Annotated in this window: 18 protein-coding genes; 10 read left to right on the top strand and 8 right to left on the bottom strand. The window is 71.0% G+C overall.

Annotation, left to right across the window (positions count from 1 at the left end; genetic code table 11):
- Positions 1-357: 357 nt before the first annotated feature.
- On the bottom strand, positions 358-1,098 hold the full coding sequence (locus HAV40_RS14250) for a Fic family protein (RefSeq protein WP_166381435.1): 741 nt from the start codon (positions 1,096-1,098) through the stop codon (positions 358-360).
- A gap of 144 nt (positions 1,099-1,242) precedes the next feature.
- Here HAV40_RS14250 and acs point away from each other — a divergent pair, with 144 nt between their 5' ends.
- The 6 genes from acs (at position 1,243) to HAV40_RS14220 (ending at position 9,635) form a co-directional block, all read left to right on the top strand.
- On the top strand, positions 1,243-3,195 hold the full coding sequence (gene acs / locus HAV40_RS14245) for an acetate--CoA ligase (protein ID WP_166381434.1): 1,953 nt from the start codon (positions 1,243-1,245) through the stop codon (positions 3,193-3,195).
- 366 nt (positions 3,196-3,561) lie between these two features.
- Complete coding sequence (locus HAV40_RS14240; RefSeq protein WP_166381433.1) at positions 3,562-3,798, top strand: helix-turn-helix domain-containing protein; 237 nt, start codon at positions 3,562-3,564, stop codon at positions 3,796-3,798.
- Positions 3,799-4,221: 423 nt separating this feature from the next.
- A complete protein-coding gene (locus tag HAV40_RS14235; RefSeq protein WP_166381432.1) occupies positions 4,222-5,277 on the top strand; it encodes a helix-turn-helix transcriptional regulator in 1,056 nt (351 codons plus the stop codon).
- A gap of 24 nt (positions 5,278-5,301) precedes the next feature.
- On the top strand, positions 5,302-5,841 hold the full coding sequence (locus HAV40_RS14230) for a hypothetical protein (protein WP_166381431.1): 540 nt from the start codon (positions 5,302-5,304) through the stop codon (positions 5,839-5,841).
- Positions 5,842-5,943: 102 nt separating this feature from the next.
- Positions 5,944-6,528 carry a hypothetical protein gene (locus HAV40_RS14225; RefSeq protein ID WP_166381430.1) on the top strand — a complete coding sequence of 195 codons (585 nt, stop codon included), beginning with the start codon at positions 5,944-5,946 and terminating at the stop codon, positions 6,526-6,528.
- Positions 6,529-6,854: 326 nt separating this feature from the next.
- Positions 6,855-9,635, top strand: coding sequence for an immune inhibitor A domain-containing protein (locus HAV40_RS14220; RefSeq protein ID WP_166381429.1), 2,781 nt, complete (start codon positions 6,855-6,857; stop codon positions 9,633-9,635).
- Between the two features lie 331 nt (positions 9,636-9,966).
- Here the strand turns inward: HAV40_RS14220 and HAV40_RS14215 are convergent, their stop codons facing one another.
- Positions 9,967-12,159, bottom strand: coding sequence for an immune inhibitor A domain-containing protein (locus HAV40_RS14215; protein ID WP_239086042.1), 2,193 nt, complete (start codon positions 12,157-12,159; stop codon positions 9,967-9,969).
- A 245-nt stretch (positions 12,160-12,404) separates the two neighbouring features.
- A complete protein-coding gene (locus HAV40_RS14210) occupies positions 12,405-13,523 on the bottom strand; it encodes a C45 family autoproteolytic acyltransferase/hydrolase (protein WP_166381428.1) in 1,119 nt (372 codons plus the stop codon).
- A gap of 116 nt (positions 13,524-13,639) precedes the next feature.
- Here HAV40_RS14210 and nhaA point away from each other — a divergent pair, with 116 nt between their 5' ends.
- On the top strand, positions 13,640-14,887 hold the full coding sequence (nhaA, locus tag HAV40_RS14205; protein ID WP_239086044.1) for a Na+/H+ antiporter NhaA: 1,248 nt from the start codon (positions 13,640-13,642) through the stop codon (positions 14,885-14,887).
- Between the two features lie 9 nt (positions 14,888-14,896).
- Positions 14,897-15,823, top strand: coding sequence for an alpha/beta fold hydrolase (locus HAV40_RS14200; protein WP_166381427.1), 927 nt, complete (start codon positions 14,897-14,899; stop codon positions 15,821-15,823).
- Positions 15,824-15,838: 15 nt separating this feature from the next.
- Here HAV40_RS14200 and HAV40_RS14195 read toward each other — a convergent pair whose 3' ends face one another.
- Both HAV40_RS14195 and HAV40_RS14190 read right to left on the bottom strand, forming a co-directional pair.
- On the bottom strand, positions 15,839-16,204 hold the full coding sequence (locus HAV40_RS14195; protein ID WP_166381426.1) for a hypothetical protein: 366 nt from the start codon (positions 16,202-16,204) through the stop codon (positions 15,839-15,841).
- On the bottom strand, positions 16,201-18,372 hold the full coding sequence (locus tag HAV40_RS14190; protein ID WP_409364947.1) for an SseB family protein: 2,172 nt from the start codon (positions 18,370-18,372) through the stop codon (positions 16,201-16,203). The genes HAV40_RS14195 and HAV40_RS14190 overlap by 4 nt, the downstream gene beginning before the upstream one ends.
- 198 nt (positions 18,373-18,570) lie before the next feature.
- Between HAV40_RS14190 and mycP the strand changes: the two genes are divergently transcribed.
- Positions 18,571-19,821: a type VII secretion-associated serine protease mycosin gene (gene mycP, locus HAV40_RS14185; protein WP_166381424.1), complete on the top strand. Its 1,251-nt coding sequence runs from the start codon at positions 18,571-18,573 to the stop codon at positions 19,819-19,821.
- Between the two features lie 144 nt (positions 19,822-19,965).
- Positions 19,966-20,925, top strand: a complete 960-nt coding sequence (locus HAV40_RS14180; RefSeq protein ID WP_166381423.1) for a sulfotransferase — start codon at positions 19,966-19,968, stop codon at positions 20,923-20,925.
- Positions 20,926-20,989: 64 nt separating this feature from the next.
- On the opposite strand, the gene HAV40_RS14175 is transcribed toward HAV40_RS14180, so the two are convergent.
- From HAV40_RS14175 to eccB, 3 genes are all read right to left on the bottom strand, one after another.
- Positions 20,990-21,286, bottom strand: coding sequence for a WXG100 family type VII secretion target (locus HAV40_RS14175; RefSeq protein WP_166381422.1), 297 nt, complete (start codon positions 21,284-21,286; stop codon positions 20,990-20,992).
- Positions 21,287-21,323: 37 nt separating this feature from the next.
- Positions 21,324-21,644, bottom strand: a complete 321-nt coding sequence (locus HAV40_RS14170) for a WXG100 family type VII secretion target (RefSeq protein WP_166381421.1) — start codon at positions 21,642-21,644, stop codon at positions 21,324-21,326.
- 157 nt (positions 21,645-21,801) lie between these two features.
- On the bottom strand, positions 21,802-23,178 hold the full coding sequence (gene eccB, locus HAV40_RS14165; protein WP_166381420.1) for a type VII secretion protein EccB: 1,377 nt from the start codon (positions 23,176-23,178) through the stop codon (positions 21,802-21,804).
- Positions 23,179-23,185 lie beyond the last annotated feature (7 nt).

Below are 23,185 nucleotides of genomic sequence, written 5' to 3'. Positions count from 1 at the left end.
CACCGGCGAACGGGCGTAGAAAAGTGGTTACGAAAGCATTCTGCGGCTGAAGTAGCTGGCAGAAACCAGCTTTCGGGCACGGCCTCCGGGCACCCACGCGCGATCTAGCCGTCGTGAAGGCAAAGTCCCGGTGTGACCCTCGGGTCCACCGAGGGCGGTTGTCAAAGGATGCACGCCTGGTAACCCGGTGGGACGTGCGCGATGGCGCCGCAGAAGTGCGGCGCCATCCATCGTGTTGGCGCACGCCTTCACGGGCCGGCCCGGCCTCGGAAGCCTCCCTTACCCGCCGGGCGCTGGTCCGCTGCGCGGACTTCGCTCCTGGGGGCGCGCCCGGCCACTGCCTCCGGGTGGTCGCGGTCAGGCCACGGAGGCGAGCACCGCGTCGCCGACGACCGCGATCTCGGCGCAGCCCTGCTCGACCGCGGTGGCGTAGTGGCGCAGCCAGGACCGCAGGCCGTCGGGGGTGCCGGTGGCGAACGCCCCGGCCGCGCCGATGTACTCGGGTTCGCGGGCCAGCTGCGCCAGTTCGACCGCAACCAGGCCGCGCGGATCGAAACCGCTGCCGACCAGGGTGAGCCGGGCGGCCGCGCGGGCCACGATCCCGTTGACGCCGGGGAACGGCTGTGCCGCAAGCAGTTCGCCGTGTACGACGGCGGCGCGGATCAGCGGGTTGCCCGCCTGCCCGGTCACGATCTCCAGCAGGGTGTCCAGCCGGGCGGCACTCTCCTCGGCGGGCCTGCCGAGCGTGGCCGCGGGCAGCACTCCGGTGCCTGCCAGCAGGTGCAGCTTCGCCAGCACCTGCCGCGGCGCGCTGTGCCAGTGCTGGTGCAGGCCGGGCAGCGCCTCGGCGACCCGCAGCGCCCCCTGCAGCACCGCGTCGAGCACGGTGCCGCCGCGTACGTCGCTCAGGTCGTAGCGGTGTCCCTCCAGCGCGGCGCTGGCCACCGCGCAGCGCAGGCTGATCTCCGCGGCCACCATGCCGCCCTGACGGCGCAGCGCGCGATGCTTGTAGGCACCGTCCACCGCAGCGCGTGCGCCATTCACCGCAGATTCGACGTCGGCCAGTGTCAGCAGCGGTGCCAGCGGATCCATAGTCACAGCCAGAGAGTAACCAAGTCGGTTGCGGGGCAGCCGAGGCAAAATAGTTAGGGACCCTTACTGTAAAGCCGGGTCACCGGGCCGTAACATCTCCCGGAGACCCAGGTCACATGGCATGACCATCACCCCTAGGGAGGCGCCGTAGTGAGCGAGACCCTCGAAAACCTGCTGCACGAGTCGCGCCGGTTCCCACCGTCGGCGGAGTTCGCCGCCCAGGCGAACGTCACCGCGCAGGCGTACGCGGAGGCTGACGCCGACCGGTTGGCGTTCTGGGAGACCCAGGCCGGGCGGCTCGACTGGGCCCGGCCGTGGGACGAGGTACTGGACTGGACCAACCCGCCGTTCGCGAAGTGGTTCGTCGGCGGTCAGCTCAACGTCGCGTACAACTGCCTGGACCGGCACCTGGCCAACGGCCTGGGCGACCGGGTCGCCATCCACTGGGAGGGCGAGCCGGGCGACACCCGCACCATCACGTACGCCGACCTGCACGCCGAGGTGTGCCGCGCGGCCAACGCGCTGACCGGCCTCGGCGTGAACGCCGGTGACCGGGTCGCAATCTACATGCCGATGATCCCCGAGGCCGCGGTCGCGATGCTGGCCTGCGCCCGCATCGGCGCGACCCACTCGGTGGTGTTCGGCGGCTTCAGCAAGGACGCGCTCGGCGGCCGGATCCAGGACGCCAGCGCCAAGGTCGTCATCACCGCCGACGGCGGCTACCGCCGTGGCGCGCCGAGCGCGCTCAAGCCGACCGTCGACGAGTCCGTGGCCGAGTGCCCGACCGTCGAGAAGGTCCTGGTCGTACGCCGCACCGGCCAGGAGGTCGCCTGGGATGACAGCCGCGACCTGTGGTGGCACGACGTGGTCGGCAACGCCAGCCCCGAGCACGAGGCGCAGCCGTTCGACGCCGAGCACCCGCTGTTCATCCTGTACACCTCGGGCACCACGGCGAAGCCGAAGGGCATCCTGCACACGACCGGCGGTTACCTGACGCAGACCTCGTACACCCATCACGCGGTGTTCGACCTGAAGCCGGAGACCGACGTCTACTGGTGCACCGCCGACATCGGCTGGGTGACCGGGCACAGCTACATCGTGTACGGCCCGCTGTCCAACGGCGCGACCCAGGTCATGTACGAGGGCACCCCCGACACCCCGCACCGCGGCCGGTTCTGGGAGCTGATCGAGAAGTACCGCGTCACGATCCTCTACACCGCGCCGACCGCGATCCGCACGTTCGCCAAGTGGGGCGACGACATCCCGGCCCAGTTCGACCTCAGCTCGCTGCGGCTGCTCGGCTCGGTCGGCGAGCCGATCAACCCCGAGGCCTGGATGTGGTACCGCAAGCACATCGGCGGTGACCGGTGCCCCGTGGTGGACACCTGGTGGCAGACCGAGACCGGGGCGATCATGATCTCCCCGCTGCCGGGCGTGACCGACTGCAAGCCGGGCTCGGCGATGGGCCCGCTGCCCGGTGTCAAGGCCGAGGTCGTCGCGGACGACGGCTCGATCGTCGGCAACGGCGGCGGCGGTTACCTGGCGCTGACCGGCCCGTGGCCGTCGATGCTGCGCACCATCTGGGGCGACGACAAGCGCTTCCTGGAGACGTACTGGTCGCGCTTCGCCGAGCAGGGCTTCTACTTCGCCGGCGACGGTGCCAAGCGCGACGAGGACGGCGCGATCTGGCTGCTCGGCCGGGTCGACGACGTGATGCTGGTGTCCGGCCACAACATCTCCACCACCGAGGTCGAGTCGGCGCTGGTCGCCCACCCGGCGGTGGCGGAGGCGGCGGTCGTCGGCGCCACCGACCCGACGACCGGCCAGGCCATCGTCGCGTTCGTGATCCTGAAGGGCGGCGCCGAGGTCGGCGTGCCCGAGCTGCGCGAGCACGTGTCCAAGACGCTGGGCCCGATCTGCAAGCCGCGCCAGATCATGCTGGTCACGGAGCTGCCGAAGACCCGGTCCGGCAAGATCATGCGGCGGCTGCTGCGCGACGTGGCGGAGAACCGCTCGCTCGGCGACGTCACGACGCTGCAGGACTCCGCGGTGATGAACCTGATCTCCGAGGGTATGCAGTCGAGCAAGTCCGACGAGGACTGATTCGGGCCGATCACAGGGGGCGGCCACCTGCCGGTGGCCGCCCCCTCGTCGTCGGCACGCGGTCCCCCGTATCCGCGGGCTGACACCCACAGGCACGCACGTACCCCGCAGCGCCGGACCGGCCGCCCGATCGGTGTCCGCACCGCCGGACGCCCGGGGCCGGTGCCCCGACCTCCACCTGGAGGGACGTCGCGTTCTGAACATAGGCCCCGTGACGGAAACGACCAAGATCACTTCGCGACCGTTGCACGATCCTGCAATCTGCGGGACTGGCCTGGCCTGGGCCGACAACGCTGTCTAGGTTGCTCTAGTCCGGCCGGGCGGTCCTCGCACCGGCATGTTTCGACGGGGAGGCCTCTATCACTCATGCAGCTCACCCCACGTGAGAGCACCATCGTCGCGCTCATGGCCGCGGGCCACACCGATGCCGCCATCGCCGCGCAGCTCGACCTCAGCGTGCGCACCATCGCCTACACCCTGTCCGCGCTCATGGAGCGGTTCGAGGTGTCCAACCGATTCCAGCTGGGACTGCGACTCGGCGCCGAGGCGCCGCAGCAGACCCCCATCGAGGATCCGGCCGAAGAGGAACCTGACGAGACGTGACCGGTGCGGGCGGCGCTGATCCGCCGCCCCCGGGCACGGCATGGACGACCCTCTCCTGTGCGAAGGGGCGGCTACCGGCGTGACACCGGCAGCCGCCCCTTTCGTCGCCGCCGGCACGTGGTCCCCCGTACTCCGCCGGGCAGGGCCCGCCGTGCACGCACGTACTGCGCGGCACCGAGGTTCCGGCCGCCGCGGTTCGCACCCGCTCACGCCCGGACCCGTGGCCCGCGACCTGCCCCGTACGGGGAAGGTCATGTCCACGAACATAGGGCGGGGCGAGCACACCTCCAAGATCACTAGACGTGATTGCACAAACATGCAATCCGACGGACGGTCCCTGGTCGGCCTTGATCCGCCTGTCTAGATTGCTGTTGTCCGGCGCGACGCGAGCCAGCGCCGGAGAGGTTTCACGGGGAGGCCTTGATGCTCGAATCACCGGTCGTGCCCTCATTGCTGAAATGGGGCGTGTCGCCGCACGCCGACCTGGTCTATCGCACCCTCATCACCTTCGGGCCCTGGTCCGTGGAGCACATCAGCCGGTCCCTGGAGATGAAGCCGCGGCTGGTCCGCAGCGCCCTGGACGAACTCATCGCGCTGGGCGCGGCCGCCCCGGTGCACCGCAGCTCCCACGAGAGGGCCGAAGACGACCGCGTCTGGTCCAGCCGCGAACCCGCCCAGGTGGTTTCGCTGCTCCAGGACCGGCACCACCACACCGCGCTGGCCAGGCACCGGCTGCGCCAGCGGCTGACCCGGATGACGTACCCGGACATCATCACCGACCTCGCCCGGCTGCCCGCCGGCGCCGCACGGCCGCTCGACGGTCTCACCAGGACGGTCGACCGGCTCATGGAGCTGGCGGCGGCCGAACGCCACGAGCACATGGGGATGAATCCGGAGCCGGCCTTCAGCTCCAGCGCCCTGAAGACGGCCGCACCTGCGGAGCGCAAGATGCTCGCGCGCGGGATCTCGATCCTCAGCCTGGGCGTGCCCGCGTCGACGGAGGACGAGTCGGAGGTGCACGACACCGAACTCCGTTTCCACGGTATGCAGTACCGGGAGCTGCCGCAGGTGCCGGGGAAGATGATCATTTTCGATCGGACCACGGCGCTGGTGCCCCAGAATCCCTCCGACCGCACCCGCGGCATGTGGGAGGTCGTCGCACCGGGCATCGTCGCCGAGCTCACCGCCCTGTTCCTGCAGCAGTGGGCGCGGGCCAGGGACCCGGGTCGCGACTGGTCACCGCCCGCACACCTGACGCCTCGCGAGAGCACCATCCTGGCGCTGCTGGCCAGGGGCTACACCGACACCGCACTCGCCGCGAGGCTCGACATCAGCATGCGGACCATCGCCTACACCCTGTCCGCCCTCATGGACAGATACCACGTGAGCAACCGATTCCAGCTCGGACTTCGGCTGGGCGCAGAAGCAGCGCGGCAGGCGCCCGCCGAGGAGACACCGCACAAACCCAAAGGGGAGTGACCCGTGCGCCGTACCATCCGCGCCTTGGTCCTGACTGCCACCATGATGATCCTGACCACCGCGACGGTCAGCCCCGCGACGGCGGTTCCCGCGTCGCAGGCCTACTACACCTGGCTCGACTGCCCCGCGGGCACGAGCAACGCCGTACGCATCGACGACGCCTCGACTTTCGTCGACTACCAGGGCCGCGCCTTCGCCTCCTTCGGCGGCCAGGTGTTCCCCTGCAAGTCACCGCAACTGGACCAGGACGCCTGGGGCATGGCGGCGTACCGCGTCGACTCGGCCTACGGCACCCCCATTCCCTACAAGTTCGACAACCTGTTCAGCGGCCACTACACCGGCGCGGTCCGGATCAGGCCGGGTGTACGGGCGGTGTGTGTCATCGCCGACGAGACCACGCGTCTCGGCTGCGTGTCGATCAGCTGGGTCGACACCGACGGAGTACTGCTGCCCGTCGTCGGCGGCCCGGTGCCCGTCGACTCACCGCTGGTGGCCGCACCCGCGGTCACGAACATGCTGATGAATCCCGGTCCCATCGGGCCGGGTTGCGTGCTCTGCCCCTGACACCACCTCCGACGTCCGGCCCGCGCCGGTGCGGATCACCGCACCGGCGCGGGCCCTGATCGTCATGCCCGCCGAGTACGAGAGCGAACAGGAGCCACCCCCATGAACAGGATCGTCCGCGCGGTATTCGCGGCAGCGACGACGGCGCTGCTGGCCGTCGCCGTCAGCGCGGCGCCCGCCGCGGCGGCGGACCCGCCGAAGGAGACCAGATACCGGTGGCTGTCCTGCCCGCCGGGCACCAGCACCACCGCGACCATCGACAACACCTCTGTCGAGCAGTACTTCGAGTACGTCGACGTCTACTTCGTCCACATCGTCGGCACCGTCGTCGCCTGCCGAACACCGACCAGCGGATACGAGGTGTTCGGGCTGGCGGCGTACGGCGGCACCGGCGCCTACGGCTCGCCGCGCCCGTTTCCCCGCAACCCTCCCCCGGAACATCCGCTCCTGACGGCCATCCGCGTCTACCCCGGGGCGCAGGCCGTGTGCGTCATCGCCGACGAGACCACCCGTCTGGCCTGCGTGTCGCTGAGCTGGGCCGTCGTCGGCGGCACGGCACGACCCACCGTCACCGGGCCGCTGGCCGTCGACTCGCCGCTGGTCGCCGCACCGGCCGTCACCGACATGACCGTGCCGACCGGCGGACCGGGCGGGCCGGGCTGCGTGCTGTGCCCGGACCCGTTCTGAGCATCCGGCATGACCCACCGCCATGCTGGCCGACTGTCCTGATAGGCGCGCAACCTCGCGCAACTCATCTTTTCGGTCACGACTATCCGGCCATATGGATCCTGGGACATCGACTGTTCGCGGTGCCCTGATCCGTTAACCGGGCCATGCCTCGTCGTGTGTTCATTTGCGATTGTGAAGTGCTTGCTTCACGTGAGCCGCACAACTCCATCCGCCACGTGAAGCCGCGTATGGCATGGGAGGGCAGGCTTGCACGCCTCCGTCTCCACCTGTCACCGCCACGGCATCCCCTGCCCGTGACGGACACCCCGAGGAATGGAGTGACCATGAAGCACGCCATCCATGCGCAGCGGAGACGGCGGCTACTAGCCGCTGTCCCTGCGCTGGCACTGGCCGCTGTCGGGCTGGCCGCACCCACGACGGCCGCCGCCGCCACCGGTCCGACAGCCGTGATCAGCCCCAGCGAGTTCTACATCAACTACGCCGAGCCCGCCGTCCAGCCGGACACCACGGGCAAGGAGACCAAGGGCGCGGGCGGCGTCTTCGGCGCGAAGGCCGACAAGACCCGTGCCATCGACAAGAAGCACGCGGCGGGCAACCCGCTCACCGCGCGTGAGATCGCCAAGCTCGAAGCGAAGTCCATCAAGGAGCGCAAGAGCCCCCGCAAGATCAAGCAGGCGCCGACCACCCAGGTCGCCAAGCTGCTGACGATGCTGGTCGAGTACAGCCCGACCGCGAACGACGACTTCACCGGCGTGATGGTGCCGCGGACGGTCAACGAGTCGCGCGAGTGCGTGCCGGGCAACATCCAGAACGGCCCGCTGCACAACGGCATCCCGAACCCGGCGACGTTGTCCAAGCTGGACAACAACTCGATGTGGGTCTCGGACTTCAACCAGGACCACTACAACAAGATGCTCTACACCTCCAAGGGCATCACCAAGCGCGTGCGCACCGACCTCAAGGGCCCGGACGGCAAGCCCGGCATCGACCTGACCGGTCTGACCATGCGCAACATGTACCTGGAGATGTCGAAGGGCGCCTACACCGTCGAGGGCCAGGCGACCCCGTGGATCACCCTGCCGCACTCGGAGGGCTGGTACGCCGCGACGACCTGCTCGCCGGACGGCGCGGGCGGCTGGGTCGCCCCGGAGATCCAGGGCATGCAGGGCCACCCGGACAACCCGCAGGGTCCGCAGCGGATGGCCACGGACGCTGTTGTCGCGCTCGCCGCGGCCCAGCCGAACTTCCCGTGGGCCGACTACGACATCGAGGACCAGGGCGACCGCGACGGCGACGGCAACTTCTTCGAGCCGGACGGCGTGATCGACCACCTCGTGCTGGTGCACGCGGGTGAGGACAAGTCCGGTGGCGGCGGGGCCCAGGGCCCGTACGCCATCTGGGCGCACTCCTCGGCCGTCCCGAACGGTTTCACCATTCCGGGCACCAACCTGAAGATCTCGAACTACATCGTGCAGCCCGAGGACTCGGGCGTGGGCGTGTTCGCCCACGAGTACGGCCACGACCTCGGTCTGCCGGACCTGTACGACACCTCCGGCAACGGCGAGTCCGGCATCGACTTCTGGGACCTCATGTCCTCGGGTTCGCACTCGGGCCCGATCTTCCAGTCGATGCCGACGCACATGGGCATCTGGGACAAGTGGGTGCTCGGCTGGGCCGACCCGCAGGTCATCACGCCGGGTTCGGGCACGCAGAACATCAAGCTGGGCCAGACCTCGCGTACGCCGGTCGGCACCCAGGACGGCATCAAGATCGACCTGCCGCCGAAGACGGTCACGCTGGCCGCCCCGCACAGCGGCGCCAACATGTGGTACACCGGCGCCGACCAGGACTGGGCCGACATCAAGATCGCGCGTGACATCGCGGTTCCGAACGCGGCCGACGCCAAGTTCTGGATGTGGAACAACTACGTCATCGAAGAGGACTGGGACTACGGCCTGGTCGAGGTCTCGACGGACGGCGGCGCCACCTGGGCCGACCTGAAGGTCTACAACGAGGCCGGCACCCTGGTGTCGACCGATGACGACTACGCCGACCCGAACGGCAACCTGCACGGCAACTTCGGGCGGCACTACGGCCTGACCGGCACCAGCGGCGGCTGGCGTCACGACTACGTCGACCTGTCGGCGTACGCGGGCACCAACGTCAAGGTCCGGCTGCGCCAGGCCACCGACGCCGCCTTCCAGGAGCGCGGCTGGTTCGCCGACGACTTCTCGGTCACCGGCGGCGGCGCGACCACGTGGAGCGACGACGTCGAGAGCGGCGCCAACGGCTGGACCGCCAGCGGCGGCACCTGGACCGACACCACCGGCCCCGGCTGGCGGATCGACACCGGCACCTCGTCCAAGGCGCACTACTACCTGGCCGAGTGGCGTAACTTCGACGGGTTCGACAAGGGCCTGCAGTACGCCTACGACACGACCTACGCGCACGAGGCGTGGAAGGTCGAGAAGATCAAGTACAACGCGCCCGGCATGCTGCTGTGGTACCGGGACACCACGTACGGCAACACCAACCACGTGACGGCCAACTCGACCGCGCTGCCGAGCTACGGCGCCAAGGGTGGTCTGCTGCTGGTGGACTCGCACTTCGACCCGCTGCGCCGGACCGGCACCGCGGCCACGAAGGACACGTCCGTGCTGAAGAACCTGCCGGGCCGTCCGCAGTCGTCGAACGCGGCGTTCACGCTGCACCCGACGTACGCGTTCAAGGAGTGCCTGGAGGTGCCGACGGAGCTGTACGTCGAGTACTGCACCAAGTTCAAGGCGCAGAAGGGTGTCGGCGAGTTCACCGACGCGAAGGGCTGGGCTCCCGGCCTGGAGCTGGTGGGCGAGGACCTGTACGCCCGCGACGCCGACGCCTCCGTCGTCATCCCGTCGCTGGGCAACGCTCCGTACACCACGCGGATCGTCAACCCGGACGGCACCCCCGCCACCGACCTGTACGGTGCCAGCCTCGGCTTCACCGTGCTGGGCAGCGGCAACCCGGGTGACGCGAACGTCGCCAACGGCGTCAAGCTGAAGCTGCTGTGGGCGACGCACGACAACGCCTACGTCTACGTGGCGGTCACGTCGGCGAACGGCTGACAGCACCACGCACCTGAGCAGTAACGAAGAGGGCGGTCCGCGACAGGCGGGCCGCCCTCTTCGCCGTCCACGGCGCAGAGCCCGGGGACCGCTCCGCCGACACCCGCACAGGGCCGCCTGGCGGGACGGACGGTCCGCGGGTGGGGACCTGGTGCCCCAGCACCGCCAGGTCCGACACCGACCCGATGAGACCCCCTGCGGCGCGATCGTGGGCGACCCCCGGCGCCGCGGCCACCGACAGGCCACCGGGCACCTGGCGGCCGGAGTGGCCGGACACGAAGAAGGGCCTGCCCTCGCGGGCAGGCCCTTCTGTGCTGCTAGGCGGTGCGGGTCAGTTCTTGACCTGGAGCAGAACCACCGGCAGGGTGCCGGGGATCTCCAGCCAGACCGAGATCTTGACGCCGTTGCCGGCCACCTTGACCGAGTTCAGCGGGTTGGCGGCGTTCCAGTACGCGTCCGGGTTCGTGTCGTCGAACGTCGGGATCGCGGCCTGCGGCGCCACCGTCACCGGAACGCTGTTGCGGTGGAACGTCACGGCGTCGGTCTTCTGCAGACCGAACGTGGCGTCCCACGGCTGGCGGCGGTTGCCGAGCTTGCCGCCGTCCGGCCACAGGGCGACCTGCGGACGGGCGTCGACCGGCAGAACCTCGCCGTGACCGGGGTGTTCGATGGTGTTGTTGTCCGCGTAGGCGTAGTTGATGTACCACACCAGCAGACCATCCTGGTACGGGAACCGCTCGACCTTGTCCGGCAGCACGTTCGCGAAGCCGAACTGGTAGGGACCGGTCTTGAGGTTCTTGTCGTAACCGGTGTAGGACCGGTACTCCGCCAGGTAGAAGTGCGGGTAGACGCCCGTGGTCGAGCCGATCATGCGGGTGAAGCCGACCGCGGCCCAGCCGTTGGTGCCGCCCTCGACGTCGTCGCTGAGGACGGTGGTGCCGTCCTTCACGATCTTGATGTCGTCGAAGAAGGCGCCCTTGGGCGCGAAACCACCGTCGGTGGCGTAACGGAACCGCACGCTCACGGACTTGCCCGCGTACGCGCTCAGGTCCCACGACACCGGCACCCAGCCGGGGCTCTTGTCCTGGAGGACGTCGCCGACCCCGTTCCAGCCGCTGCCGTCGTTGACCTCGAGGTACAGGTAGTCGTAACCCGCCTCGATGTCGTACCACGCCTGGGCCGACAGCGAGGCCGACGTGGCGCCGGTCAGGTCGACGGTCCGGGTCAGCGTGTTCTGGAGGTCGTCACCGGAGCCGCTCCACCACTCGTACGAGCCGGAGTACGGCGTGTTGTACTCGGTGGTGATGACCTGCTCGGGCAGTTCGACCAGAACGGCCTGCGGCAGGCCCTGCGGCGTCGCCGCGGAGCCCAGCGAGACCAGCTTGGTCTTGCCGTCCTTGACCGTCGCGTAGTCGAGCCAGCCGAGGAACAGCTTCTCCCACGGACCCATGTAGCCCGGCGAGGTGCCGATGCTGTTCGGGTCGTGGTTCAGCCACGAACCGCCGGACATGACCGTCCAGAAGCCCGTGCCGTTGTCGCCGCCCGCGGTGTCGTACAGGTCCGGCAGACCGAGGTCGTGGCCGAACTCGTGGACGAACACGCCCAGGCCGCCGTTCTCGGGCTGGATCGTGTAGTCGCCGATCCAGATGCCCGAGTTGCCGATCTGCGTGCCGCCGAGGAGGGCTCCGGCGGGGCCGGTCTTCTCCCGGTCGGTCGAGTACGCGTACCAGCGGTGCGACCAGATGGCGTCCGCACCCTGCGCGCCGCCGCCGGCCTCTTCGCCCTCACCGGCGTGCACCGCCTGGAAGTGGTCGATGTAGCCGTCGGGCTCGTTGAAGTTGCCGTCGCCGTCCGCGTCGTAGCGGTCGTAGACGTCGAACTTCTTGAGGTACGTCGCGATCTCGGCGGCCGACTTGCCCGCCGCCACCTGCGAGGCGTACCACGCGTTGGCGCTGTCCCGCACGAACTGCCAGTACGTGTACCGGTCGTCCAGCGGGTTGCCGTCGGGGTCCGTGGCGTTGTCCGGGAAGTTGTGCCCGTACCGCGCCTCGTTGTACGACAGCTTGACCCAGTCGGTGACCTCGGCCTTGGTCGAGTACTTGCCACCGGACTGGTCGTAGTAGAAGTCGGCGACCGACTCACTCTTCCCGTTGTACATCCGGTCGAAGTGGGCCTTGTTGAAGTCGGCCTCCCAGTACGTGGAGTTGTCCACGCTGCGGTCCGGTGCCGCGATCCCGTTGTGCACGGGGCCGCTGCCGCCACCGGTGAGCGGGTCGACCTGGTCGCCGAACTCGGAGAGCACGACGAAGATCGGGTCGACCTTGTCGGCCTTCCGCTTCAGCTCCGCCCACCGGTTCTTGCCGACCTGCACGACCGTCGAACCGTTGCGCTCGACGGCCTTGGCCTTGCCCGAGACGACGTCGGCGATGGCCTGCTTGCGCAGCCCGGACCGCGAGTCGTCGAGGGGGTTGGGCAGGTTGTCCGGCCGGCTGACGCCCGCCGTCGGCTCCAGCGGGTTCGCCACCTGCTGGGGCGCCCCGCTTGCGGGGGCACCCGAGAGACTGGCAGCGACCAGTGCAGCGGTGATCCCGACTGCGCTGCCGATTCTGCGGATTCGCAAAGGGTCCTCCCTCCCTTTGACGGAAACGATCCCGGGCAGCACGCGGCAGGGGTGAGCCAGCGGCCCGGGTCGTCAATTATGAAAGCAGCCTTGCATAACTATCTGTCTCTGTCATCACCCTGCGCCGCAGGAGATTGCGGGGGTCCACATCAGAGGGTATAAGTCGTTCCTTCTCCGCCCACACAAGGCGGCCCAGGCACGAGACGGACAAACCGTTCATCTAAATCCATGAAAACGGTCCAAATCGTCTCCGAGCGATCCTCGACCGCGTCGCGCTCGTCGGCATGGCGACAGATGGACACCGGATGGCTGTGGTGATCCTGCAGAACCGTCCGCAGGTCGGCGGGCGTCAACGGCGTGCGCACCCCGTCCAGCAGCCGTCGCGCCCGCGCCGACCGGAACAGCGAGGAACCACCCCAGTCCTTGATCGTGTCGTACACCGGCAGCGCTGTCTCGAAGTGGTTCGCGTGCACCAGCACTCCGTCCACCGGATGCAGCCAGCCCGCGTCGCCCGGCACCAGTTCCAGGTCGATCAATTCACCGCCGCCCGCGTACGCCTGGCCGACGAGCAGGTTGATCGATGCCGAACGCGGCACCCGCATCGCGTTGCGGATCGCCCACGACAGCGAGTCCGCCTCCAGCACCGACCGCAGCAGCACGTGATATGGCACCCCGCCGGGCCGGCCGTCACGGTCGCAGCCGAGCAGGTTGACGCAGACCCCGACGCCCGCGGAGTTGAGCCCGGCCTTGGCGAGCATGCCCGCCTCGGTCAGCGCCAGCACCTCGTGCCCCCGCTCGTCCCGGGTGATCAGCAGGACGTTGTAGTCCCGGTGGTCGGGATGCCAGTCCCAGTTCTGCGCGAGCAGGGTGCGCCCGCCCTCGCTGCGCGGGCCGAGCACGCCCAGGCTGGTGCACTCGCCGCGGTCGCCGCCCGCCGGGCCGGGGTCGCCCGGCGAGCCGCAGGACGGCATGCCGTACAGCAGCTCGGACCGGGCGTTGATCGCGTAGATCAGCTCGGGTGCCAGCGACGCGCCCTCGGCGACGCCGTCGAGCATCGCCGCGAGCCGGGGCAGGTGGGCCGATGTCGTCTCCCGGAACGCCGCGCCCTGCTCGACCACCGCGGCCCGGTCCAGCCCGGCGGCGTTCGCGAACCGGCCCAGGTAGGCCGCCACGTTCAGGTTGATCAGATCGGCGGCGGCGGTGCCGTACGCCAGGCCCATCGCGGCGGGGGTGCCGGTCACGTCGACCACGGTCAAGGGGGTGTTCATGCCCGGCCACTCTGCCGCACCGGCCGCTGCGCGCGCCACCGGGAACCTCCGGTGGACGGCCCCGCTTCGCGGCGAACCTCCTGTTACGCCCCGGCGGTGACCGTAGTATCCGGATCATGGGAGACAGCCGGACCCGGCCGAAGGCCAGCCCGCGCGTGAAGCGGATGAAGCGCCGCCGCGCCCAGGCTGCCCGCAGCGCCGCCGCCGACGTGGTGCGCTTTCTGCGTACGGAGCAGATCGGCGGCCTCGTGCTGCTCGGTGCCACGGCGCTGGCCCTGATCATCGCCAACTCACCGCTGTCCGACGCCTACCAGCGGCTCAGCGCGTACACCTTCGGGCCGCAGTCGCTGCACCTCGACCTGTCCGTGGCGCAGTGGGCCCAGGACGGGCTGCTCACCGTGTTCTTCGTGGTCGCGGGCCTGGAACTGAAACGCGAACTCGTCATCGGCGAGCTGCGCAGTCCGCGCCAGGCCGCGCTGCCCATCGCCGGTGCGATCGGCGGCATGGTCGTGCCCGCCCTGCTGTGCTTCCTCATCGCGTTCGGCGCACCGGGGGGCTCCGACGCGTGGGCGGTGCCGGTCGCCACCGACATCGCCTTCGCCCTGGCGGTGCTCGCCATCTGCGCCCGCGACCTGCCCCCGAGCCTGCGTGTCTTCCTGCTGTCGCTGGCCATCGTCGACGATCTCGGGGCCATCCTGCTGATCGCGCTGGTCTTCACCGCGCACGTGGCCTTCCTGCCGCTGCTCGGCGCGGCCGCGGTGCTGGTGGTGTACGCCCTGCTCCAGCAGTTCCGCTTCCGCGGCTGGTGGCTCTACCTGCTGCTGGGCCTGGCCGCCTGGGCGCTGGTGCACGCCTCGGGGGTGCACGCCACCATCGCGGGCGTCGCCATCGGGCTGCTCACCCGGGTCAAACACGATCCCGGCGAGCACGAGTCACCCGCGGAGGCGCTGGAGCACCGCATCCAGCCGATCTCCGCCGGGATCTGCGTCCCGCTGTTCGCGTTCTTCTCCGCGGGCATCGCGATCAGCGCGGGTGCGCTCGGTGCGATCTTCACCGACCGGGCCTCGCTCGGCGTGCTGATCGGCCTGGTCGTCGGCAAGACGGTCGGGGTGCTGCTCGGCGCGGCGGTGGCGGTGCGCGCGAAGCTGGCCGAGCTGCCCGAGGCGCTGGACTGGCGCGACCTGTTCGCCGTCGCCGTGGTCACCGGCTGCGGCTTCACGGTCAGCCTGCTCATCGCGGAGCTGGCCTTCGACTACGGCGAGCAGCAGGCCCGGGTCAAGGGCGCGGTGCTGCTCGGCTCCTTGATCGCATCGCTGCTGGCCGCGGGCCTGCTGCGCAGACAGGTCCGGGTGCGCACACGCTAGCCTGCACTCATGAATGAGCACGCCGCCAGCTCCGTGGACGAGTCGTGCGTCCTGGACGAGGGTCCGTGGACGCACCGGTTCGTCAACGCCAACGGCAGCCGCTTCCACGTCGTGGAGCAGGGCACCGGACCGCTGGTGGTGCTCCTGCACGGCTTCCCCGAGTTCTGGTGGGCCTGGCACCGGCAGCTTCCCCTGCTCGCGGACGCTGGCCTGCGGGCGGTCGCGGTGGACCTGCGCGGCTACGGCGCGACCGACAAGCCACCGCGGGGGTACGACGGCTTCACGCTCGCCGCCGACGTGGTCGGCCTGATCCGCGCGCTCGGCGAGCGCAACGCCACGGTCGTCGGGGCCGGTGCGGGCGGCCTGATCGGCTGGTCCGCGGCGGCGCTGCACCCGCGGCTGGTGAACCGGCTGGTGGTGCTCGGGGCGGCCCATCCGCTGCGGCTGCGCTCGGCGCTGGTCGCCAACGCGGCGCAGCGCCGGGCCGGGCGCGACCTGCTGCGTTTCCAGCTCCCCCGGTACGAGCACGTGCTGACCCGTGACGACGCCGCGCTGGCGGGCGGGCTGATGCGGGCGTGGTCGTCACCGGCGTTCCGGCAGACCGCCGACTATGCCGAGTACGAGCACCGCTACCGCGAGGCCATGCGCATCCCGCAGGCCGCGTTCTGCGCGATGGAGGCGTACCGCTGGGCGTTCCGGTCCACGCTGCGCCTGCACGGATACCGCTTCCTGCGCGCGATCCGGCAGCCGATCATCTCGCCGACGCTGCAGTTGCAGGGCGCCCTCGACCCGATCACGCTGCCCGCCACCGCCCAGGGCTCCGGGCGCTACGTGCTGGCCGACTACGAGTGGCGGCTGCTGGAGGACACCGGGCACTTCCCCCATCTGGAACGCCCCGACCTGGTGGCCGGCGAGATCATCCGCTGGACCAAGTGACCCGGGCCGGGCCGGTCAGAGGCGGGATTCGCGCAGGTCGGTGACGTCCTGCTTGGGTGCCCAGCCCTGGTAGACGCCGTAGTCGAACTCCTCCAGGCCGAGTTCGGCGGCGACGGGGGCCTTGCCGCCGGTGTACTCGACGCGCAGCCAGGCCTCGTGTTCGGCGAGCACGATGAAGGGCTCGCCGCGCCAGTTGCAGACGCTGCGCACGTACGCCAGATCGTCGACGTCGGCCGCGGGAACCACGCGCACGAACCGGCCGGGCCGGACCTCCTCGAACCCCTCCGCGGCATCGGGGCGGTACAGGCGCACGGTGTCGCCGTCGGGGCTGGCCTCGTACTCCCGGCCCAGGAAGCGGGCGATGTAGCCGTCGCGCATCACTCCTCGCCCCCGTCGGTGCGCAGCCAGCGCGGCCCGTCGGCGTCGAGCACCGCGACCATCTCCTCTTTGCCCTCGGCGTCCACGCGCAGCAGGCGCGCGCCGTGCGGCAGCCGGGCGCTGTCCACCTTGAACTCGGCGATGATCTCCGTGCTCTCCCCGGGGGCGAAGCCGTTGCCGCGGAACGGGCCGCGTTCGATGACCCAGCCCTCCATGGCCTTCATCGCCGCCTCGTGCTGCCCGCCGTACGGAATCCGGTACAGGCTGGGCCGGTAGGCCGGCCAGCGCAGCACGTAGATCTCCTTGTCGTCGGCGGCGAACGGGGAGCCCGTCCAGGTCAGGCCGAGCGCGCTGCGCAGGGCCTGGGGGCCGCGCAGGTGACCGACCTCGCGGGCGCGGTGCACGAATCCGGACACCCGGTCGTAGCCCCGGTCCAGGTAGTAGCCGATCTGGCTGGGCGCGATCACCTTCTGCATCTCGGTGATCTCCGGGTCGCGGCGGGCGGGCGGCGGGGCGGATCCGGCCGTCGGCGCGGTCACCACCGGCTCGCTCTCCTCGCCGCCGAGGCCCATCTCGGCCGCCCAGCGGGCCAGTTCCAGCAGCTGGTCACCGGGCAGACTAGCGCCGACCGCGGTGCCCGGGTTGACCGCGAACGACCATGACGGGTCGGGCCAGGCCGCGATGAGCTTGACGAAGCGCACCGGCACCGCGTCGACCGGCTCCGGCATGGTCTGCACCGACGTGTAGCAGACGATGTGCTGCTCGCCGCCGATGTCGCGCGGCTGCCAGGAGAACCCCGCCTCGCCGGGCCGGGGCGCGCTCGGGCCGCCGGACACGGGCAGCAGCACGGTCGCCAGCAGCAGCGTCGACAGGAAGGCGTCGGTGTTGCCCGCGTCGGCGGCTTCGAGCAGCTGCTCCTCGACGGAGTTCGACGGCGTGAAGTCGTCCTCGGGCGCCTTCGGCCGTTCGTGCCGGGGCCCGGTTTCCCGGACCGGCGGCACCACGGCGGGGGCTGCCGTGACCGGAGCCACGGGCCCGGGCGGCGGCCCTGCGCCCGGTTGTACGGCAGGCGGCACCACGGCGGGCGGCGGCTCGGCCGCGAGCGGCACCGTGGCCGTCGGCGGCTCGGTGGCGGGCGGCATCGTGGCCGGTGGCCGTGCCGACACCGGCTCGAACAGCGAGCCTTCGGCCGACCGGCCCGTGGTCGTGGGCTCGGCTGCGGCCTGGCGCGACGACGCGGGCTCGAACAGTGACCCTTCACCCGGCCGCACGGCGGGCGGCGGCGCGGTGGCCGGGCGGGCGGACACCGGCTGGAACAGCGAGCCCGGGGCCGGACGCTCAGCGGGTGCGGGCTCGGCCGGCGGCGGGGCGGTGGGCGGCACCGCGGGAGGCGGTGCGGCGGCCGCGGGCACCAGCGCGGGCGGTGCGGGCGGCGGCGGGAACGTGTGCGCCGGTGCGGGCGGCGCGACCTGTTCGGCGGAGAAGGCCGGGTCTGCCGGGAAGAACCGGCCACCGGGCTGCGCGACGGGCACGCCTGACTGCGGCTGGGCGGCCGGGGACTCGATCGCCATCGGCCTGTGCACCTGAGGCGCGGCGACCGGGCGCACCTCCTCGACGTCGATCACCTCAGCGTCGAGGATCAGGTCCTCGTCGGGGTGCGGGCCGTACGCGGGCTGCTGTGGCGCGCGGGCCGGTGCCATCGGCGGCGGCGCGGTCCGGGCGGCCTTGGCGCGTTCGAGCGCCTCCAGCCGTTCGAGCCGCCCGCGGGCGACCGCCGGTGCGCCGGGAATGCGCACGTCGCCACGGACCAGCTGGGTCACGAACCAGGCCGGCAGGTATCCCTCGATCGGCAGGCCCGGGTCGACCGCCAGCCACCACTCGTGGTTGGGCCACGAGGACGCCAGTTCCTGGAACGGCACGCGCCGCGCGGGACCGGCATGCTCGGCCAGGCAGGCGCGCAGCGCCGCGGACGAGGTGAAGGCGAGCACGTGGGTGCGGTTCTCCGCGGTCCAGGTGCCCCAGCCCGCCGGACCGCGTCCCGCAGCGCCGTCACCGGCGACCGGCAGCAGCAGTTCCGAACGGCCGAGGATGCGGAAGTAGAGTTCCTGATCCCCGGCGCGCAGGGCGTCACGCAGCGCGATCTCGGTATCGGTGGCCGGCTCCCAACCCATCACGCGCTCACCTCCTGGCTGCCGCGAGAGTACTGAGACACAACTTACCTTGCGCCCCGTAGGCGTGTCGCAACCAGCAGTCTAGGTCCGCTCCTTCCAGTAGCATCTGCGCCGGGGATCAGCCACGCGGATTTTCCGCCCTCGCGAGCGCTTCGCGCGCGCCGCGTGGCCGACCCGGACAAGGCCTGGGGAGGCGACATGCACCGCAGCCGGCCGATGGTCGCCTTCGCGGCCCGCACGGTGGTGTTCAGCGTGGTGGTCGGTTGCGGCGTGGTCGGGATCGCGACAGCGCCCGCGTTCGCCGGGCCGTGCCCCGACGGCGTGCCCGCGCCGGGTCAGGTGATCACCGCCAAGCCGTGGCCGCAGCAGCGCTGGGACCTGTCCGCGCTGCCCAGGGGCATCGACGGGTCCGGTGTCATCGTGGCGGTGCTCGACTCGGGTGTCGACGGGAACCACCCCCAGCTGCGCGGTCGGGTCATCGCGGGCCAGGACCTGCTGCCCGGTGGCGGCACCGACGGCCGGCAGGACTGCCTGGGCCACGGCACCGGCGTCGCCAGTGTCATCGCCGCCAGACCTGCCGTCGGCGTCGAGTTCCGGGGCATCGCCCCCGGCGCGCAGATCCTGCCGCTGCGGGTCAGCGAGCAGCTCGGCGGCAAGGAGAAGACCGGTCGCGGCCGCCAGGCCGACGTGCCGGGCATGGCCGCCGCCGTCCGCTTCGCGGTGAGCAAGAAGGCCCGCGTGATCAACCTGTCGCTGAGCTACGGCAACAGCACCACGGCCAAGCTCGCCGAGCTGCGCGAAGCGGTCCGGGAGGCGATCGCCCAGGACGTGGTCGTGATCGCCGCGGCGGGCAACCAGAAGAACGAGGGCAACCCCACGCCGTATCCCGCCTCCTGGGACGACGTGCTCGGGGTCGGCGCGATCGACGAGTCCGGGCAGCGGCTGGCCGCCTCGCAGACGGGGCCGTACGTGGACCTCGTCGCCCCCGGTGACCAGGTGATCGTGGCACGGCCCGGCCGCGGGCACACCACGGAGAGCGGCACCAGTTTCGCCGCCCCGATGGTGGCCGCCACGGCGGCGCTGATCCGCCAGGCGTACCCGAAGCTCACCGAGTCGCAGGTCCGGCGGCGGCTGCTGGCCACGGCCGACCCTGCGCCGGGTGGCCGCCTCAGCGGCGACTACGGCGTGGGCATCCTCAACCCGGTGCGGGCCGTGACCGACGTGATGGACGGCGCGGCCCGGGTCACCCCGGCCGCGCTGGTGCCGCGCGCGGCCGACCCGGCTGCCGAGGCCGCCGCCGTGCGGGCCACCGAGCAGCGCTCGCGGGCACTGTGGCTGGCCGGCATCGGGATCGTCCTGGCCGGGCTGGTGCTCGGGCTGGCCATGGCACTGCCCAGCGGCATCCGCCGCCGCTGGCGCGCCGCCGGGCAGCACGGCGGCACCGACTGACGGAACCCTGACAGCGGGCACCGTTTGCCCACGTCGGAGCCGAGTGTCGGCGACAGCCGACTCGACGGAGGATCCGCCGCAAAGCCGCGGCGGCCATCATGTCCATCTGTGACGGGCGCCCTGCCCTGTGGAGAAGGAGAGCCGATGAGCGCGACCCAGCCGGGACTGCTGGTCACCGGGCTGCCCCGGAGCGGGACGAGCTGGGTGGGCAAGATGGTGGAGGCCGGGCGGCAGGTCGTGTACGTCAACGAGCCGCTCAACGTGCGCCACCCTCCGGGCCGCTCGCCGGGAGTGCTCGACGCCGACGTCACGCACCGCTTCCAGTACATCTGCGCCGACAACGAGGACGTCTGGCTGCGCGCGTTCCGCCGCACCCTGGCCCTGCGCTACGGCGTCGGCCGGGAGCTGCGGCGCAACCACGCGCCCTACGACATCGCCCGGATGGTGAAGTACGCGACGGCGTTCACGTCCGGCCGGCTGCGCGGGCGGCGGGCGATGCTCGACGACCCGTACGCGCTGATGGCGGTGCCGTGGCTGGCGCGCAACTTCGGGGTGCGCTCGGTGGTGCTGGTCCGCGACCCGGTGTCGCTGGTCGGCAGTTACCGCAAGCTCGGCTGGCACATCAGCCTCGACGAACTGCTGGGCCAGCCGCTGCTGACCCGCGACCTGCTGGCCGATCACGTCGACGAGCTGCGCGAGGCCGCCGCCACCAAGGACGAGATCCACACCACGGCACTGCTGTGGCGGGTCGTCTACGACGTGGTGGACCGGGTGCACCGGCACGAGCCGGGCGTGCTGGTACGCCGTTACGAGGACTTCGCGATGCGGCCGGTGGAGGAGTTCGGGGCGCTGTACGCCCACTTCGGCCTCGACTTCGACGAGCAGGCCCGCGCACAGGTCGTCGCGGCGACCACGGCCGGGGAGCAGGACTCGCAGCGCGGGTTCGTGCGCTCGGGCACGTCCAAGACCGCGTTCCGGCCGATGGACTCCAAGCAGGCGCTGGCGGCGGCGCAGAACCGGCTGTCGGCCGAGGACGCCGCCCGGGTCACCGCGATCACCGGCGAGGTGCTGGACCGCTTCCGGCCGGCGGGCACCTCAGCCTGACCGCGCTACGCGCGCAGCCCGGGGCAGCGGTTGTCGCCCTGCCCCGGGCCACGGCGACGTTGGGTCAGTGGAACAGCCGGGTGTTGCGGTCCTCGGCGTCCTTGAACTGGACGGCGGCCTCGTCGACCGCGCCCTTGATGTCCTTCAGCATCACGGACAGTTCGTCCGCGGCCTTACGCCACTTGGCCTGACGCTCGTGGTACGCCGTCTGCGCGGCGCCGCTCCACGTGGACACCATCGGCCCGGCGTCGCTCTCGAGCTGGCTCAGCGTGGTCTCCAGCTTGCCCAGCGCCGACTGAATGTGCCCGCTCGCCTCGTGCAGCGAAGCGAAGTTGACGACGAGCCTGTCGCCGTTGCTCATATCGGTCCTCCCCCTTTCGGTCCGTGGTCTGCCGCGCTCACAGGTTCAGCGAGACGCCGCCGGTGTTCTTGGAGGCCACCCGGCCTGCCTGCTCCTCGTCGGCGCGGCTGTACTCCCGGCCGGCCGTACGGATCGCTTTCGACGTCTCAGCGAGCGCCTGGTGAAGTGCCTTCTGGTCCTGCGACCATGCGATCTTGACCTGCTCGAAGGAGCTGCCCGCGCGACCCACCCAACTGGTCTGCAGCATCTCCAGCTCGCTCAGCAAGCGGCTGAGCATGGTCTGCAGATCGTCGTTGGCCGAGTCGAACTTGCCTGCGGTCGAGGCCATGATCGCGGCTTCGGAGGCGGTTTCCGCCATTGTCGTACGTCACCCCATTCCCTTTGTGCAGTAACGCATCCACCGTCCTTTGCGGAGCATTGGTGGTGGTGCGCCTGTCTCGGTGACGGTAGCGTCCCGCGTCGAGGAGTGCCAGCCCGGAGCCGCTGCCTGTGGATAACTCCGTGCCTTCGCGCGATCAGCCGAGGGCCAGCTGCGCGGACGCCGCCTGCGGGTCGAGGCCGGGGCCCGGGGGCAGCAGGTCGACCAGCGACGAGGGCAGCCGCAGTGGCACCGGGTCCTTGTAGCCGAGCATCGGCAGCACGTCCGGGCGGGCCGCGTCGTAACGCACGCCCTGGTCGGTGACCAGGCTCAGCGTGGTGCCCGCGGCGACGATCGCGCCCCGGCCCGAGGGCACCAGCACGTAGTCGGCGTACGAACCGCCCTCGGCGCTGCGGGCCACGGTGGCGATCCGGCCGTTCAGGTCGAGCGGCACCTCGGCGCGCACCTCGGTGGTCCCGGCGTCGTCGCGGGTCACCGCGCACAGCGCGCCCTGGCCGTACGACGCGATGGTCGGCATGTTCGCCGGAGGCTGCCGCGGGTCGTTCGCGTCCGGGACGAGGCTGGCGGGCGCGCTGTCGTACTCGGTCAGCTCGGTCTGGTCGATCTCGATCTCACGCCCGATGGCGTACCGCTGGCGGAACCGGCCGAGCAGCAGCGCGGCCTGCACCGGCGTGATCATCGCCAGGCCGTCCGCGCGGACCACCGCGTACTGGTGGGACTTGCCGTCCAAGCCTTTGATCTTGATGACCTGGCCGTTCTTGAGCGCCTTGACGCTGGAGAGGTCGCCCGGCCTGCTCACCCGCGGCTCGTCCAGCGGCTGCCCCTGCGGCATCCCGTTGACGAACGCGGCGGGCACGGTCACCGGTTGCGCGCCACCGGCCAGGTCCGCGTACTCGTCGGGGTCGGCGTTGTAGAGGCGGCCGTGCCAGAGCAGGTAGATCTGCTCCCCGGCGCGTACGAACAGCGCCTCCTCGCCGCCCATCACGCGGCCCCGGCCCGCGAGCGCGGTGTCGCCGACCACCAGCGCCGCGGCGGGCTTGCCCGCGGCGCTCGCCGAGCAGATCATCCAGGGCAGCCCCAGTAGCGAGCGCGGATCGGGCAGCGAGTCCGGCAGGTCCACCACGCCGACGGTGAGCCCGCGTGGCACGTCCAGAAGCGACTTGCGGGACACCGTGGCCACCTTCGGCTGGCCGACGCCCGCGGCCAGCATCGCCGAGGTGAGGTTCAGCGCCGGGTGCAGTTTTCCGTTGCGGTACACGAAATGCGCGCCCGAGTCCTGCTCGATGATGACCGTGCCCTCGGCCTTCCAGGCGTTGTCACCACGGTTGGTGAACACGCCGTACACCCCGAATCCGGCGGCGATGACCACCGCGAGCAGGATGCTGGCCAGCGTGGCGCCAGCGGCGCGGCGAAACGGCGCCTGCGCCGGATCGGTGTCGCGCATCACCAGCGCCGAGACCACGCGCTGCACCGTGAACTGGTACGAGTGCAGTTGGTCCTGTCTCGACGGCATGGGCCCT

Source organism: Catellatospora methionotrophica, from assembly GCF_011297335.1.
In the GTDB taxonomy this organism is placed as follows: domain Bacteria; phylum Actinomycetota; class Actinomycetes; order Mycobacteriales; family Micromonosporaceae; genus Catellatospora; species Catellatospora methionotrophica.
This window is presented reverse-complemented; position numbering and strand designations above follow the sequence as displayed.

Bases quoted from the DNA above. Each gene is read 5' to 3' on its own strand.
- HAV40_RS14200 (WP_166381427.1), top strand. From the start codon at position 14,897: ATGAATGAGCACGCCGCCAGCTCCGTGGACGAGTCGTGCGTCCTGGAC.
- HAV40_RS14220 (WP_166381429.1), top strand. From the start codon at position 6,855: ATGAAGCACGCCATCCATGCGCAGCGGAGACGGCGGCTACTAGCCGCT.
- HAV40_RS14170 (WP_166381421.1), bottom strand. From the start codon at position 21,644: ATGGCGGAAACCGCCTCCGAAGCCGCGATCATGGCCTCGACCGCAGGC.
- eccB (WP_166381420.1), bottom strand. From the start codon at position 23,178: ATGCCGTCGAGACAGGACCAACTGCACTCGTACCAGTTCACGGTGCAG.
- HAV40_RS14210 (WP_166381428.1), bottom strand. From the start codon at position 13,523: ATGAACACCCCCTTGACCGTGGTCGACGTGACCGGCACCCCCGCCGCG.
- HAV40_RS14175 (WP_166381422.1), bottom strand. From the start codon at position 21,286: ATGAGCAACGGCGACAGGCTCGTCGTCAACTTCGCTTCGCTGCACGAG.
- HAV40_RS14235 (WP_166381432.1), top strand. From the start codon at position 4,222: ATGCTCGAATCACCGGTCGTGCCCTCATTGCTGAAATGGGGCGTGTCG.
- HAV40_RS14240 (WP_166381433.1), top strand. From the start codon at position 3,562: ATGCAGCTCACCCCACGTGAGAGCACCATCGTCGCGCTCATGGCCGCG.
- nhaA (WP_239086044.1), top strand. From the start codon at position 13,640: ATGGGAGACAGCCGGACCCGGCCGAAGGCCAGCCCGCGCGTGAAGCGG.
- HAV40_RS14190 (WP_409364947.1), bottom strand. From the start codon at position 18,372: ATGGGTTGGGAGCCGGCCACCGATACCGAGATCGCGCTGCGTGACGCC.
- mycP (WP_166381424.1), top strand. From the start codon at position 18,571: ATGCACCGCAGCCGGCCGATGGTCGCCTTCGCGGCCCGCACGGTGGTG.
- HAV40_RS14225 (WP_166381430.1), top strand. From the start codon at position 5,944: ATGAACAGGATCGTCCGCGCGGTATTCGCGGCAGCGACGACGGCGCTG.
- HAV40_RS14180 (WP_166381423.1), top strand. From the start codon at position 19,966: ATGAGCGCGACCCAGCCGGGACTGCTGGTCACCGGGCTGCCCCGGAGC.